Origin of the sequence: Acidocella aquatica (genome assembly GCF_030160635.1) — a bacterium.
GTDB lineage: Bacteria > Pseudomonadota > Alphaproteobacteria > Acetobacterales > Acetobacteraceae > Acidocella > Acidocella aquatica.
The window spans coordinates 90,291-103,437 of sequence record NZ_BSOS01000067.1; the positions used below are offsets into that span (position 1 = coordinate 90,291).

Genomic DNA, 13,147 nt, shown 5'->3' on the forward strand with positions numbered 1-13,147 from the left:
TCACCTACAAGGTAAATGTGAGAACAGACGTCTGCTCGCTAACCGCGTTTGTATAATTCAACGACAAAACCACAGTACCGTCATCGCCCGCCGTTACGTTTACGATCGGCGCCGGCAACGCCGCCACAGCTCTCTCCAACTGCATTTGCGCGCGCGCCACACCCGCAATCGCAGCAGGCGCCCCCGGTTGACCAATAAACTGTGCAAGACCCGCACCGTAATCAAGTTGCCAGATATAATCGCCAGGATTTGTTAAAACCCGACGCAATACGCGTTGCTGCGTCAAGGCCTCTCCATCCGCCAGCAACAAATCTCCCGTTGCGCCAACAGCCAAATCGCCACCGAACCGTAACGCCAGGTCAGCCATTATACCGTCACCGACGGCAAACCGGAGACACCCCCCTGCGGATCGGCATGGGTATGCCGATCATGCGCGCTCCGCAACGCCGCAAACGTGCCATGCGCGCCGCCTTGGTCAGATATATCTCCGCTAACCATCAGGCTCCCCGTTATATTCACCACGGGCGCCTTCAATGCGATTGTTCCATCATTGAGCAATTTCAAAAAACTTCCGCTCTGGTGCTGCAACCACAACTCTCCAGCCGGCGCCGCCAAAGGCTGATCCACGGCCGACCATACACAACCGATAATCACCCCCTGCTCGGCATCACCCTCCTGGGCAATCACCAACACCTGAGCACCCGGCATCAATGGAGCTGCAACCCCCCATCCCGCGCCAGCCCAAAGAGAGAGAATCGGCAACCAGCCGCTCAATACATTTTCTGGCTGAATCAAAACCCTGGCAGCATAGGTTGCGGGATCAAAACTTGAAACCAGACCAAATCGCGCGACACCAGCCAGCCCATCCAAACCTCCTGCATGGGCCTTCACCATATTCCAGAACTGATTCATGAAAACCCCTAGGATGTCGCGTAGGCGCGAATTGTCTGCAAAAATCCAGATTTTATATCGAACAGGCGCAATATTTCAGTAATCGTATAATTCTGATCAAAAGTCGAATTGGTTCCACCAAGCGTTATCTGCATCCCAGGCATCATGGCCAGATTCGCGGGCATCGTTCCAAATAAAATCGTAGCGTGCCGCGCAAGATTTGCCAAATGACCCGCCGCCAACGTCTGGGCCTGCACTTGCGTGAGATTAGGCCGTACCAGCGTTGTCACGAGGCCGGAGCCCTTACTCTGAGTCACCACGGCTTTATTCCTGCAATTCCACGATTTCACAACGGTGCCGCCAGGCAAACTTGCTGCCACATCAAGCGACAAAGCCATGAAACGCCGGGGCGTGAAAAATACCGGAACACCCGGTTGTGGCGGCCCAAAATTCAACACTGTCCCAACAACCGAAAGTTCATAATTCTCAGCCTCTGCCAACGCAGAGAGCAAATTCCACTCGGTCATCACCCGTGAGTTCAGTCCCAAGGCGGTGCGCGCATGATCCAACTGATAATACTGCCCAACAAGCGCCGCCGTCGCGGTCACATTCGGCGTAAGTTGATGCCGCAATGCTACCGCCGTCACAATCTGGCTTGCCGTCTGATTAACAAACGTCTCCGAGACTTCGGTATCAATCAACCGCGCCGACAAATCCCGGCCAGTCAGTATCGCTTTGTTTTCTAGAATATCAATCTGAATATTATCAATCTGCCCCGTTAGCAACGGAACCATCCCATACCCATCTAGCGCAGCCTCGATGGTTATCACCTCCAGGCCAAGACTCGAAAAATAGGCAATCGTGGTAAACCCCGCCGCTCCAACCGCAAAGCTGATACGAAACCGGTCAGCCGAAAAATACGCGACCGATTCAATCTCAAGCTCAACCGCGCCAGGCACAACCACTCCACCAATGCTAGGCCGCAGCCGCGGCTGTTCAACCGGCAACGCCACCCCCGGCCGATGCATCCACCGCGGGTATGCCCAATGTAGTCACCCCCGGCAAAATGGGGTCCACCAACCCGTTCAACTGCGCAATGCGAATCCATTGTGTCGCATCATTTAAATATTGCGCGGCAATCGCAAACAAATTTCCACCAGCGACAGTGACGATCCGATTACTCATAACAGCTCACTCTCCAAATTTATCGCGGCCCGGCCAACATAACCAGTTACCGCCGCCGCAGCAGCAAGACGAGACGATATCGTATTAATCTGACTAACCGCCAACACCCCTCCCTGTGCATCCGCCGCCCCACTCAACGCCGAGTTTGCCATGCTCAACGCCACTCCCTGAGTACCAACAATGCCCGCCAGCTCATCCTTGATGGCCAAAACTCCCGTGAGACTTGCCGCACTAATCCCCGCAAGGGACATCCCAGCCTGCCCACTCAATGCACCAGCCGCCGCAAGGTCATTACTGATTAGATTCCCAACCGGCGCCGCAATCGCTGCCAGAGACGCCAGTGGATCACTTACAACAACACAGGTCACAGCGAAGGGAATCAAGTTTGTCTTATAATATTCCGCGCAAAATTCTTCGATGATCACGGTATAGAAAAAGCCATCCCACACAAGTGGCAAGGACGCCCCCAACGCACGCGCGGCATCGAGCATCTGTGCCCGGCTTACCGCATCACCACCGGAAAAAATTCCTGAAAATGAAATTTTCCCGTCATCGAGGCCAAGCACCTCAACAACCCTGCCGCCACCAATCAGTTGCCGTACCACCACATTCTGGCGGCCGCCAAATGAAATTTTTTCCGGCACTTCCATATCCCGGAACGCCACACCGCCCAGAGTCAAAATTACATGGCTCATGATAATCTCAAACAGGGAGTTTTAAGCCGGCCCAGGCTGGGGTAAGTCGCGGATCAAACGCCAGCGCGCCCGAAGGCGGCAACCGTGCCTGATGCATAAAATAACCATTCACAGCGCGCGATATATCCACCAAGGATTCACGCGCATCCTGTCTCATACCACTGGGACTATACCCAGCTGCAATATCTGAAGATCCCGCCTCACGCCGCATACGACCGCTCAGGCTACGTCCCGGCACCTCAGCCTGAGAGCTTGTTCTTACGTGACTTGCCGCCCTCACTTGCATATTTTCCTGATTGAGAGATGGTACAAACCTCCCCGGAGCGCCGCCAATCACCGCTTTACCAGCAGGCGCGAACGATCGTTCACCCGTGCCCCTGCCTGTAGCTATTTTATAAGATGCAGGACCAGCCATCATGATCCTATGTTTTGGCTGCATCAATGCCTTGAGAGCATTCACTACCGATACCGGCAGCGAGCTAACCTTCCCTAGCCGGGAGAGCTCACCCGGCGAATTAGTCGGGAGCCGCCCACCCGAAAATTCTGGATGCAGCGAATCGGCAAGCCTGCCCGCCTGAAACTGTTCAAGCGGCCCCCGCTTTTTCTCACCTGCCTTTTGTCGAATTAAAAACCTTAGTTTTGGCGCCGTCGGAGTGGCCTGAGTCACTCCGCTCAGCTTCCGCCCAAAGAATGCATTATGAAATTTGTCGAATGCCAGGCTCGATCTGGCCAAACCCACCAAACCCCATTTATAGCCGGCAAGAGAATCGGCTGCACTGTTTCCCGGCATGATCATTTTCATGAATGCTCCAGGTGCGGCGCCATCAACGTAGAAAAATGACGAGATTTTTCCTGAAATATCCAAATTCATCCTCCCGCTTCATCACGATCCAGCGTCTCAAATGCCCGGCATCACAAACAAATCATCATCCGGAATCACGTCACGGCAGCTCCCAGCACAGCCGCTTCCAATCATACGTCAAGCCAGACAGCTCCCCCAGGATCACAACATATGCCATTCGTTCAATCTCATCGAGGTTGAAGGCCACATCATAAGGCACCCCGCATCCAACCAGATACAAACAATCTGTCAGCGCCGGGTGCCGTGCTAGTTTCCCGCTGCTGCCGCCAACTCCTGGTCAGACCCCTGCCCCATCGCCTTGGCAATCACCGGCATGGCATCCAGACCAATCCGCTCCAAAGCCGCCTCCAGCCCAGCTTCGCTCGCCGGAAACGGCAAGGGAACACCGTCAATCATCTCAACCGCAGCCCCCATCAGTGCACCATGCATATAAGACGCATTGGCTGAAAGTTCCGGCCCCAGCGCCTTGAACAGACGCATCTGTTCCACCACCCCAATCCGCCGCAGATGAAGCTTGCGTCCTGCATCATCCGTCACAATTTCAACCATCAAACCCTCGTCCGGCCAGAAGCATAAAACTCCAGCTTCTGCGTCACCGGAGCATCGCCTTTATACGCCCCGGCCGATGTCAACTTGAACACCGCGCCATGAAACTGATACGTTGACGTCGAACCATCCGGCTCATGAATATACTGGTACAACGCCCCAGCATTTATTGACTGTCCTGCCAGATATGCCGCTTCAATTTGCGCGATGAAATCATCCACCGCGGACGACCCCCGATCCAGCGAAAAACTCCCAGCCCAGCCCTTCGGCAGCTCCGCGCCAAGCTGCACACCGTCCAGCCGGTCCACCCGCACGGCAACCGTCAGTTGCTGCGCTTCAAACCCCGTCACATGCGCCAGGTCCACGCGGCCAAAAGGCCCCATCACCACAACCTGGCAATCGCTACCAACCGAAAATGTATTATACGGCATTTCTGTTCTCCCGCCTTAAATGTTCGAAGGAACGGTCTGCACACTCACCTGCACCGTCTGCCCGCCCTGAACATTTACGATAAATTTCTCATTAATCGCCTGGTACTGCACCTGCACATCCGCCTGCACATACCCCAGCGCGGTCCGGCTCGCCGGGTTATTGCTGATGTCACACACAACCGCAAACGGCACAGCACTCCCGGTGCGTCCCAACATCCCCTGCGACAACAGTCCATTCAGAAATGCCAACAAAGTCGAGCGTATATTCTGGAACAATGAGACATTAACCAACTGTCCAACATACGCCCCCATCCCCGCCGCCAGCGTGCGGGCAATATAATTCGTAAGCCGCGTATAATTATCGCCATTCGTAGCAGCGTCCGAAGAGGAGTTATGCCCCCCGCGAACTCCCCAATAGGCGCCGCCGGGCTGCGGATTGGCAATCACATCAATTCCCGCGCTCAACAACGCCGCCAGATCGGCCGTCGCATAAGTCGTCGCCGTACCGCCGCCCGGCTGCCCGGATTTCTGCGTGCCGATCACACCATAAAGCGGCTTGTTCAACGGCGACTGTTCGGGCGATAAATTCGCCAGCCGCCCAGCAACAAACCCCTGCGGAGAAACCAGCCGGATCAACGCATTCGCCTGGTCAGACCAATAGACCCAATCACCAAACATCAGCTTTGCCGCATAACTGTCTACACCGGCTTCCGCCTTCATCGTCACGGCATTCGCAATATTATCGCCCGCCGGTCCGGTTAAAATCATATACACACTTTCGGCAAGGCCGAACGCAATCTGCACACCCCACTGCGCCGGATCATCAGCATCCGCGAGCAGCGCAATTGAACAACCTTGCGAGCGCAGGGCATACATGCCCAATCGCGGCAGAGAATCACTCCCCACCAAGGCAGCAGCGGTTACACCATTGGCACCATCGCTTCCAGGCGTACCTGAGCTGAACAAAAACACACCCGCCAGCGGCGTCGTCGCCGCACCCAGCACGGTAGCAGCCACCAATTGCGATGGCCCCCGCAGCGCGCCATTACCCTTATTCACCGCATTCGCGAGATTAAGCCAGAACTGAGCTCCAACCCCTTTGATATTATCATAAATCTCCGGGTTCAATCCAGGCAGGGCAACCGTAAGCCGCCAGCTGCTCGCGGCCGATCCCGCAGAAAATGTCAGCGTAATCTGCGAGCCAAGGCTCCCCGTATACATGGCCGTAAATTCGATCGCGCCAAGTACCGCAAGCGTTGCCGCAACGTCAGTGCCATCGCTCACCCGCACGCAAACAAAATTACCGGCCCCCTGCTGCACCGCCGTCGCAACCTGCGTTCCCATGTCATATTTTCGCGGCATCACGGCGCCAAAACTGGCGGCATAACCTCCCATGCCGCCAACAATCGTTGGCTCGCCCACAGGCCCCCAGCTCGCCGTACCCACCACCCCCAACACATCCGTCGGAACCCCGTTCAACAACAACGTCTGCGGCGGCACGATCTGCACATACAAATCCGGCACAATCAGTGCCGTCGTATTAATCGCACCTTGCTGCACAACCGGCATGGCTCAACCCTCCTTCGGCATGATGCGGACAACAAAGCTAGCCTGCGGTCCGGCGAGAATATTTTCAACGGCCACAACATCCGTAATCAGGTCGCCGCGGCTATATCCCGCAAACGGCTTCAACACCACCAGGTGAAAGAGCATAAGAATTTCCTTTAAGATTGAATATTTTCAACAAAAGCGGCATTCACCGAAACGCTCGTGACCCCAAACAACATCGCCGGCGTCATCTGCGCCAGCGTCGTCGGATATTCAGCGCTATAAGTCAGATCACGCCGATACAATGTTGCATCCGCCGCATTATCCCCAGCCACGCTCCCCGCAAACACCAGATGCGCCGAAGACCCATCCGCCAGCGCTATAAACTTCAATCCGGTCAGCACCTGGTCAATCACCGGCGCAACCGCATCGCGCGCCGCCGGGTCGGGGCACCATAACGTAATCCTGAAATCCTGTATCTGGCGCTTGATCTCCTGCAACGCGCCGGCACCGCTCACAACCCGCGCGGTAAATGTCTCCGCACCCGGCACGCCAACCGCCGCACCCGCATAATCAACCACCCAGCCGCCCGCGCGCAACAATGCCGCCAAATTGCTGGCAACCGTCGCCGGGCTATCATTCCCTTGCACCGCATAGGGATAAACCACCCCGTTCACCTTCACGCCAGCCAACTGCCCAACCGCGCAATCACCCGAAAATACCGCCGCCTGCGCCGCCACCTCAACACTCAACACCGGACCCACCGGCGCAACACTCACCCACCGCCGGGGGTAGCGCGTCACATTCCGCACCGCGCCATCCGTTGCGGCAATCGAAATATTTATAACGCCCGCGGCAAGATCCGCATCCAGCGACGGCGCATTTGGAAACCCCCTGTAAATCCGGCAGACATTGCCAGTCACACTGGGTACGCCCGTACCATTTGGATACAACGAATTAGCAACGATCGCCGCCAGCGCGGTCTCCACATCCGCCTGGTCAGCCATCAGCTCACCTCCTGCGCCAGCGTAAATCGCCACACCGCGGCCATCTGCTCAACCGCCGTAACAATAAACCGCTCGCCCCCATCGGTCTTCAAAATATCCGCCACATGCGGCCGCACACCCGCCACAACCGGCAACAACGCGCTAAACCCCGGCACTTTCGTATCATCGGGCAAGCCCGCCCTGGTCCGCTCACCCATGCCGCCCACCAACAGGCTTGCGGGAAATCCCGCCAGCAACATCGTTTGCGTTCCAGGCAACACCGCGCCATAGCCGTTCAATCCAGCCAGCACCGGCGCCGCCGGCCGCGCCAGGCTCACCACCGCATTTGTCATCACCACCAACATCGGCTTCGGCGGCTCAATCGCGGCCACAAACACCGTGCCTTCCGGCCCGGCCAGATAATCCCCCGCCCGCAAATAGCTCCAATCCGCCCAGGCCTGGCGAAAGGGCACGCCAAAACCGCTAGGCGCAGCCACTGACCCGCCAGGCAACACAAAAGCCACGCACAGCCTTAAAAACCGCTTATCCAGCGCCACCGGCCCCTCAGGCCCATCCGGCCGATAGGCATCGTGCAAAAACCCCGCCCGCCGCGCCGCGCAGCCCGCCCCATAGGCCAGCCGGTCCGCCAATCGCATGCCATCCATCTCACACCACCAAGCTCACGCCGGCCTGCGCCAGCGCCGGCCCCGGCGGCACACCCAAAAACCCGCAAAGCCGGCGCCGCCAGTTATCAAATAAATTCATCCTGTCGCGCATCTCATCAGCATTATGCGTCCAGGCCGCCGCGCTCTCGGTGTCCAGGTTCTCTGATGTCTTCGGCACCGCCACCTCGAGCGTGGCGAGTGTCGAGATATATTGCAGCGTCACGGCAATCTCCGCCGGCGCCAGATTGTTCATCCGGTATTCCAGCGTTCCGTAGGCCTGGAAAAACCGCCAGGAGCTAAACCCCGCAGGCCCAGCACCATAAGCCGGAAATCCGCAAAACCTGCGAATATCCGCCTTCTGCCCATCGGTGAAAGATGCCGCCACGCTGCCTGTCATCTCAATACGTATCCCCATCGCCCAGCGTGAAATACACCGTACCGCTGCCAGCACTCAGCAACACGGCCGCGTAACTAACAAACGGCCCCCCGCCCACCAGCATTCTTCCCCCAGGCGGCACGGGTGTATCATTCAGCGTCGCCGTCAGCCCGGTCGCGCCGCCAAGACGAAAAAACGCTGTGGAAGCGGATGAGTTGTAGACCAAAACCGCGTTGCCTCCCCCCACCAGCGCAATCTGGCTGGCTCTGGTCGTGGCCGCCGCGCCGGCCGTGCCGGCCGGCCGGAATGGTTGCGTCGAACCTGTTGACATTCTTGCAGCCCCCTAACCAATATGCTCGATCATCACCGCGCGCTTGTAATTCGCGTTCGTCGCCGTCGGCACTGTGGTCGGTGTCGTGGTAGTATCCGATGGCGCGCAGAACCCGCCAATCCAATACCAGCTCTGCGCGATAATCTGCTGCAGCCGGTCAATCGGCTCACGCGTCACCATCGCCACGTTGTCGATCACATTCACCATGCTATCCTTCGGCGCCACATCATCCGCCGCCATGCCCGCGAAATCCCCCTCGATCAGCGCCCCCTGCCCACAAACAATCGGCCGCCGCACAAACAGGTTTTGAATTGAGGGATGAGTCTGCACATACGCTTCCGTCGTGGTAATAAACCGCAGCCCCAGAAAATCGCTCACCATTCCCTGGCGGAAAACAGGGTTGGATGAAGTCGCCCCCTGGAACAGCTGCTTGAAATCCGGATCAGAAAATAATTGCCGTGCCGAGACCGGATCAAGATAACAGTTGTAAACACCATCAACCAACGGCACCGCATTACGGCGCAACAGCGCCACCGCATCCAGCAGATTACCCATGCTCAACGTATCGGTCGCCTGCAGCCCCGCAGTCGTGCTCCGGCTGGCCGGGCGCACAATGGAGCTCGCCGTCGCCGCCTGCACGGCACTCCCCGCGGTCCCATCCGCAATCGACACATTGCCCGAAAGCAACAGCTGGCCAGAAATCCCGTTCGGCGCGGTTGACACATTAACAGCGTCCGGCGTCAGGCCCACAACGGTATACAGGTTCAACCCAACCGTCACCGCAAGCGGATAAGTGGCCGAAACGGCCTGCTGCACGCCATTGGAAAACACCGTCTGGAATCCGCGTATATCGTCAACTTCAACACTCGGCGCCGCCGCCGTCAGCGTGGTTGTCACCCGCGTATTGCCGCCGAAATACGGCGCGAACAACGCATTGCGCGCCAGTTCATCCAGGCTGCGTGCCGCCTGCTCACCATTGGTCGCGGCATTCTGCAAAAACTGGCTGGCAATTCCAACACGGCTGGTCACCATGTTCAAATCCTGCGTCGCCGCATAAAAATTCAACGAAATCGTATACTGCTCAACACCCCAGTTGGTGGAGATCAATCCATTGTCCAAATTCGTATTGGTCGAGGCCGCAAGCGGCACAGTCACGCTCGGCTTCAGCCCGGCGCGCGTCTTGGTCAGCGTCTCGCCAATACCAACCGAGAACTCCTCGCGGTCCGCAATCAGCCGATACCCCAACCGCGACTTCAGCGCGGTCTCAAACTCCCGCTCCAAAAACCCCTGCTGGATAATCGGCTGCAAAGCTGCGGGAAAATTCTGAATGCCCATAGGCAAAATTCCTTATGTTATAACATGATCCATCAATATCCACCGGGCGTCTCCCGGTGAACAATCCACAAAAAACTCTTTAATTCGTAATCTGGCTCAGCGCCGGCGCAACAACACAGCCCGCGCGGCCAGCCATTCCTCATGGCTCAAATCATTGGCATGGCGCGTACGCGGCGGTTCCGGGCGTGGAGGATTCGCCGCGGAAGATGACGACATCGCCACCCCAAACAACCACGGCTTGGCACGCTTCAACCTGGCCAGAAGAGCCGGCGCATCCGCCACGTCTCCCGCTTCCGTTAAGCGCAAATCCTCTGTATCCAGCAGCTTCAACCCATCGAGGTCAACCATCCCGGCCCGCAGCGCTTCCGCCTTCAACTCCGCCCGGATCAATCTCGCATCCACCTCCGCCTGCACACGGCTGAGCGCCGCCTCCGCGCTCTCTGCCCGTGCCTGCCATTCCTGCGCGTTATTCATCTCATCTGTCATGGGGCATCCTGATCAATCGCGTTCAGTTCAGCTTCAACATCCGTAATACTATGCGCCGCCGCAATCGTTTTAACCGCCGTCTCGCGCGAAAGCTGTCCGGCATTCGTCAACGTCGCCACCGCCTGCGCCTCCTTCAACCGGTCATCGGCCGAAAGCGGATACCATCGCGGCCATCGCAGGCTCAGCCGCTGCGTGGCCTCCAGCGGCGCCAACACCTCCCCCATCACCGTCAACGGAAAAACCTGCGAGGCCCGCACAACCATTTTCAGAAGCGCCAAAATTCCGCCATCGCCGTATGAAATCCTCAAATTATCCGCGAGCCAGATCAACCCCTGATTCATCAACTCGAGCGCCCGGCCCGATTGCGCCGCCGTCAACCGGTCGGCACTCGCCCGGTTGCCGTGCACACTCTCCAGCGCAAACTCGCGCAATGTCCGAACATATGAAATTACAGCCTCACACGCCGTCCCGCCAATCTCCAACAGCTTGGCATCACCCTTTTCCGAAACCACGAGCGCATTCCCCGCACCCTTCACGATCTCCGAATCACTCGTGGCCGGCTCCTTGATCAACAGCGTCGGATCAGAACTATACTTCAACCCCCGCCCCGCCTGGCTCAGCTGGTAATCAATCTCGATATTGCTATCAATCGCCGCCTTAAAGGTGCAGGCACCATCAACCCCATCGCCCCCCGGCAAATTGCGAATCCAAACCATCGGCACAAAGCCAAGCCCATGGCGCACACTGCGCACATCATCGCGTACCGGCCCTGCCGAAACATCATTCACCGGCCACGGCTGATACCATGTCTCGGCCTCACCATCCCATATTCGCTGAAACCAATACAAAGTCCCGGCATCAACCCCGGCATAACCCTGCGCTGCCAGATCAGCCCCGCTTACTTTATATTTCTCCGTCACCCGGCTCAGCGTATCTGGCGCCTGCACATCCCAAACCGGCGTCAGGTACTGGCTCTCCAGCACAGAGAAAAACACCCGCCCCCGCAACACCCGCAGCAACACCGCCACCGAGCCGACAGATCCGCGTATCGCCGCATCAATCATCACCTCATTGAGGCGGCTCTCCGAGATCACATCGCCCAGCACCCGCGCAAGCGCCATATCGGCACATTCCACAACCGGAAAATGTCCAGCGCTGAACAACAACGCCACCGAATCCTCAACCACAATCCGGGCCATCCCATATCGCACCGAAGGCCGGCGCTGGCGCAGCGGAATATACTCCCCCGCGCCATTGCGCTCTTCATGGAACTGATACGGCAGATTGTCATAAATCGTCCCTTCCAGCACCCGGCGCAAAATCTCCAGCCGAGCCACGCGCCCCGGCATACCGGTGTCCGTTGGCACCGTGTCGCAAATCGTCTCGAACATGCAACCTCACAATTAAATTTCCGTCAGCGTCCCAGCAGCGGCACATTCACCCGCCGTGCCGTTTGAGAACTCGTGGTCGCCAGCGTATTCACCGCGCGCGAGAGCGCATCCACCTGGTCATCTTTCCGTGAATCCGGAAAAGCCGTGATCTCGCTTAAAAAATTCTCGTTCCACGGCGCCGCCAACAGCGCCAGCCGCCCCGCATCCACCTGCGCCGCCGCCGGCATTGCCCGCATCACCTTCGCCCCCGTCTCCGGCGAGGCAACCACCTGAAACCCGGTCAAACTGCGCGTCAACATCGCAACCTGCGCCGCCCCCGCCTGCCCAGGGTCCTGCGGCAGCGCCAGCAACGTATTCACACCATCCGCTTTCGCCGCGGCATGAATCCTCGCCTCAACCTGTGCCGGCGAACCCTGGAATCTAATCACATCCAGCACCACCAACAGCCCATCCGCCGCCAACCCCAGCTTCAACCCAACGCTATAATCCGGGTTGCGCCCAATGCCCGGCAGGCTGGCCGCCAAATCCCAAGCCCGCACCGTCCGCACCATCACCGGCGCCTCCGCCAAAATTCTGATAGCATCAGCCTTGAACAACGCCGCATCAGGCGGGCGCGGCCGTTGCTGATACATCGCGGCAAAAGCCCGCTCACCCACCTCTTGGCGCCGCCGCAGCATCGCCGCCTCGTCCTGCCACTCAGGCCACAACACCTGCCCGGCAGCCCGGCCCATCGCGTCATCGCGCTCCGCCACGGCCGGCAACCTCAAACATTCCCAGGCAGGCTCAGCCGCCATCAAGCGCCCCGCCAGATCATCCTCATGCCAACGCGTCATAATCAACATCAGCCTGCCACCCGGCTTCAGCCGCGCCGAGAGCTCAGCCCGGTACCAATCATACAACGCATCCCTGAATGTCTGGCTTTCCGCCTCCGCCCAGGACTTAATCGGATCATCAATGATAATCAGATCCGCCCGCCGCCCGGTTATCGGCCCGCGCACCCCGGCGGCAAAATATTCACCCCCCTCCTCGAGCGCGAACTTAGGGGACGCCCGGCTTTCCTTCGCCAGCGTCAGCCCAAGCCGCTCACCATGTTCAGCAATCGTCTTGCGTACATGCCGGCCAAAATAATCCGCGAGCGAGGCCGTATGCGCCGTCGCGATAATCTGGCTCTTCTTGTGCCGGCTCAAAAAATACGCCGGAAACAATATCGACCCATAAGTAGACTTCGCTGACCCCGGCGGCATCTGCACCATCAACCGGTCGCATCGCCCCTCAACAATGTCATCCAGTTTTTCAATCAATAACTCATGGTGCCGTGCCGGCACCCGCGCCATGCCGGCCATCACATGGCGGGAGAAACCAAGCAGACCCGCCATCATATCCACCAATTTTTTTTAACCTTACCTCTCGGTGCGCGTT

Annotated in this window: 18 protein-coding genes; all 18 read right to left on the minus strand. The window is 58.1% G+C overall.

Features of this window, described 5'->3' with window-relative positions; translation table 11 throughout:
- Window positions 1–4: 4 nt before the first annotated feature.
- On the minus strand, window positions 5–367 hold the full coding sequence (locus QQJ84_RS11305) for a hypothetical protein (protein ID WP_284258297.1): 363 nt from the start codon (window positions 365–367) through the stop codon (window positions 5–7).
- Window positions 367–912: a phage baseplate assembly protein V gene (locus tag QQJ84_RS11310; protein ID WP_284258298.1), complete on the minus strand. Its 546-nt coding sequence runs from the start codon at window positions 910–912 to the stop codon at window positions 367–369. Before QQJ84_RS11310 ends, QQJ84_RS11305 begins: the two co-directional genes overlap by 1 nt.
- A gap of 8 nt (window positions 913–920) precedes the next feature.
- Window positions 921–1,850: a phage late control D family protein gene (locus tag QQJ84_RS11315; RefSeq protein WP_284258299.1), complete on the minus strand. Its 930-nt coding sequence runs from the start codon at window positions 1,848–1,850 to the stop codon at window positions 921–923.
- A 37-nt stretch (window positions 1,851–1,887) separates the two neighbouring features.
- Window positions 1,888–2,076, minus strand: a complete 189-nt coding sequence (locus QQJ84_RS11320; protein ID WP_284258300.1) for a hypothetical protein — start codon at window positions 2,074–2,076, stop codon at window positions 1,888–1,890.
- Window positions 2,073–2,771 carry a hypothetical protein gene (locus tag QQJ84_RS11325; protein WP_284258301.1) on the minus strand — a complete coding sequence of 233 codons (699 nt, stop codon included), beginning with the start codon at window positions 2,769–2,771 and terminating at the stop codon, window positions 2,073–2,075. The genes QQJ84_RS11320 and QQJ84_RS11325 overlap by 4 nt, the downstream gene beginning before the upstream one ends.
- Window positions 2,772–2,778: 7 nt before the next feature.
- Window positions 2,779–3,642, minus strand: a complete 864-nt coding sequence (locus QQJ84_RS11330) for a hypothetical protein (protein ID WP_284258302.1) — start codon at window positions 3,640–3,642, stop codon at window positions 2,779–2,781.
- Between the two features lie 237 nt (window positions 3,643–3,879).
- Entirely contained in the window at window positions 3,880–4,182 is a 303-nt protein-coding gene (locus tag QQJ84_RS11335; RefSeq protein ID WP_284258304.1) for a hypothetical protein, read from the minus strand.
- Complete coding sequence (locus tag QQJ84_RS11340) at window positions 4,182–4,610, minus strand: hypothetical protein (protein WP_284258305.1); 429 nt, start codon at window positions 4,608–4,610, stop codon at window positions 4,182–4,184. Before QQJ84_RS11340 ends, QQJ84_RS11335 begins: the two co-directional genes overlap by 1 nt.
- A 15-nt stretch (window positions 4,611–4,625) precedes the next feature.
- Window positions 4,626–6,179 carry a phage tail protein gene (locus QQJ84_RS11345; RefSeq protein WP_284258306.1) on the minus strand — a complete coding sequence of 518 codons (1,554 nt, stop codon included), beginning with the start codon at window positions 6,177–6,179 and terminating at the stop codon, window positions 4,626–4,628.
- Between the two features lie 3 nt (window positions 6,180–6,182).
- On the minus strand, window positions 6,183–6,323 hold the full coding sequence (locus QQJ84_RS11350; RefSeq protein WP_284258307.1) for a hypothetical protein: 141 nt from the start codon (window positions 6,321–6,323) through the stop codon (window positions 6,183–6,185).
- Window positions 6,324–6,334: 11 nt separating this feature from the next.
- Window positions 6,335–7,165, minus strand: a complete 831-nt coding sequence (locus tag QQJ84_RS11355; protein ID WP_284258308.1) for a hypothetical protein — start codon at window positions 7,163–7,165, stop codon at window positions 6,335–6,337.
- A complete protein-coding gene (locus QQJ84_RS11360; protein WP_284258309.1) occupies window positions 7,165–7,809 on the minus strand; it encodes a hypothetical protein in 645 nt (214 codons plus the stop codon). The genes QQJ84_RS11355 and QQJ84_RS11360 overlap by 1 nt, the downstream gene beginning before the upstream one ends.
- A gap of 1 nt (window position 7,810) precedes the next feature.
- The gene (locus QQJ84_RS11365; RefSeq protein WP_284258310.1) at window positions 7,811–8,206 is read right to left on the minus strand and encodes a hypothetical protein; all 396 of its coding nucleotides are present in this window, start codon (window positions 8,204–8,206) and stop codon (window positions 7,811–7,813) included.
- 1 nt (window position 8,207) lies between these two features.
- Window positions 8,208–8,516 carry a hypothetical protein gene (locus QQJ84_RS11370; RefSeq protein WP_284258311.1) on the minus strand — a complete coding sequence of 103 codons (309 nt, stop codon included), beginning with the start codon at window positions 8,514–8,516 and terminating at the stop codon, window positions 8,208–8,210.
- 12 nt (window positions 8,517–8,528) lie between these two features.
- On the minus strand, window positions 8,529–9,851 hold the full coding sequence (locus QQJ84_RS11375; RefSeq protein ID WP_284258312.1) for a DUF4043 domain-containing protein: 1,323 nt from the start codon (window positions 9,849–9,851) through the stop codon (window positions 8,529–8,531).
- 96 nt (window positions 9,852–9,947) lie between these two features.
- Window positions 9,948–10,337, minus strand: a complete 390-nt coding sequence (locus QQJ84_RS11380) for a hypothetical protein (protein WP_284258313.1) — start codon at window positions 10,335–10,337, stop codon at window positions 9,948–9,950.
- The gene (locus QQJ84_RS11385; RefSeq protein WP_284258314.1) at window positions 10,334–11,728 is read right to left on the minus strand and encodes a phage portal protein; all 1,395 of its coding nucleotides are present in this window, start codon (window positions 11,726–11,728) and stop codon (window positions 10,334–10,336) included. Before QQJ84_RS11385 ends, QQJ84_RS11380 begins: the two co-directional genes overlap by 4 nt.
- A 23-nt stretch (window positions 11,729–11,751) precedes the next feature.
- A complete protein-coding gene (gene terL / locus QQJ84_RS11390; protein WP_284258315.1) occupies window positions 11,752–13,107 on the minus strand; it encodes a phage terminase large subunit in 1,356 nt (451 codons plus the stop codon).
- Window positions 13,108–13,147 lie beyond the last annotated feature (40 nt).

Excerpts from the sequence above, each read along its gene's own strand:
- QQJ84_RS11305 (WP_284258297.1), bottom strand. The coding sequence starts at position 367 with ATGGCTGACCTGGCGTTACGGTTCGGTGGCGATTTGGCTGTTGGCGCA.
- QQJ84_RS11350 (WP_284258307.1), bottom strand. The coding sequence starts at position 6,323 with ATGCTCTTTCACCTGGTGGTGTTGAAGCCGTTTGCGGGATATAGCCGC.
- QQJ84_RS11340 (WP_284258305.1), bottom strand. The coding sequence starts at position 4,610 with ATGCCGTATAATACATTTTCGGTTGGTAGCGATTGCCAGGTTGTGGTG.
- QQJ84_RS11365 (WP_284258310.1), bottom strand. The coding sequence starts at position 8,206 with ATGACAGGCAGCGTGGCGGCATCTTTCACCGATGGGCAGAAGGCGGAT.
- QQJ84_RS11335 (WP_284258304.1), bottom strand. The coding sequence starts at position 4,182 with ATGGTTGAAATTGTGACGGATGATGCAGGACGCAAGCTTCATCTGCGG.
- QQJ84_RS11355 (WP_284258308.1), bottom strand. The coding sequence starts at position 7,165 with ATGGCTGACCAGGCGGATGTGGAGACCGCGCTGGCGGCGATCGTTGCT.
- QQJ84_RS11320 (WP_284258300.1), bottom strand. The coding sequence starts at position 2,076 with ATGAGTAATCGGATCGTCACTGTCGCTGGTGGAAATTTGTTTGCGATT.
- QQJ84_RS11380 (WP_284258313.1), bottom strand. The coding sequence starts at position 10,337 with ATGACAGATGAGATGAATAACGCGCAGGAATGGCAGGCACGGGCAGAG.
- terL (WP_284258315.1), bottom strand. The coding sequence starts at position 13,107 with ATGATGGCGGGTCTGCTTGGTTTCTCCCGCCATGTGATGGCCGGCATG.
- QQJ84_RS11310 (WP_284258298.1), bottom strand. The coding sequence starts at position 912 with ATGAATCAGTTCTGGAATATGGTGAAGGCCCATGCAGGAGGTTTGGAT.
- QQJ84_RS11370 (WP_284258311.1), bottom strand. The coding sequence starts at position 8,516 with ATGTCAACAGGTTCGACGCAACCATTCCGGCCGGCCGGCACGGCCGGC.
- QQJ84_RS11375 (WP_284258312.1), bottom strand. The coding sequence starts at position 9,851 with ATGGGCATTCAGAATTTTCCCGCAGCTTTGCAGCCGATTATCCAGCAG.
- QQJ84_RS11360 (WP_284258309.1), bottom strand. The coding sequence starts at position 7,809 with ATGGATGGCATGCGATTGGCGGACCGGCTGGCCTATGGGGCGGGCTGC.
- QQJ84_RS11345 (WP_284258306.1), bottom strand. The coding sequence starts at position 6,179 with ATGCCGGTTGTGCAGCAAGGTGCGATTAATACGACGGCACTGATTGTG.
- QQJ84_RS11385 (WP_284258314.1), bottom strand. The coding sequence starts at position 11,728 with ATGTTCGAGACGATTTGCGACACGGTGCCAACGGACACCGGTATGCCG.
- QQJ84_RS11330 (WP_284258302.1), bottom strand. The coding sequence starts at position 3,642 with ATGAATTTGGATATTTCAGGAAAAATCTCGTCATTTTTCTACGTTGAT.
- QQJ84_RS11325 (WP_284258301.1), bottom strand. The coding sequence starts at position 2,771 with ATGAGCCATGTAATTTTGACTCTGGGCGGTGTGGCGTTCCGGGATATG.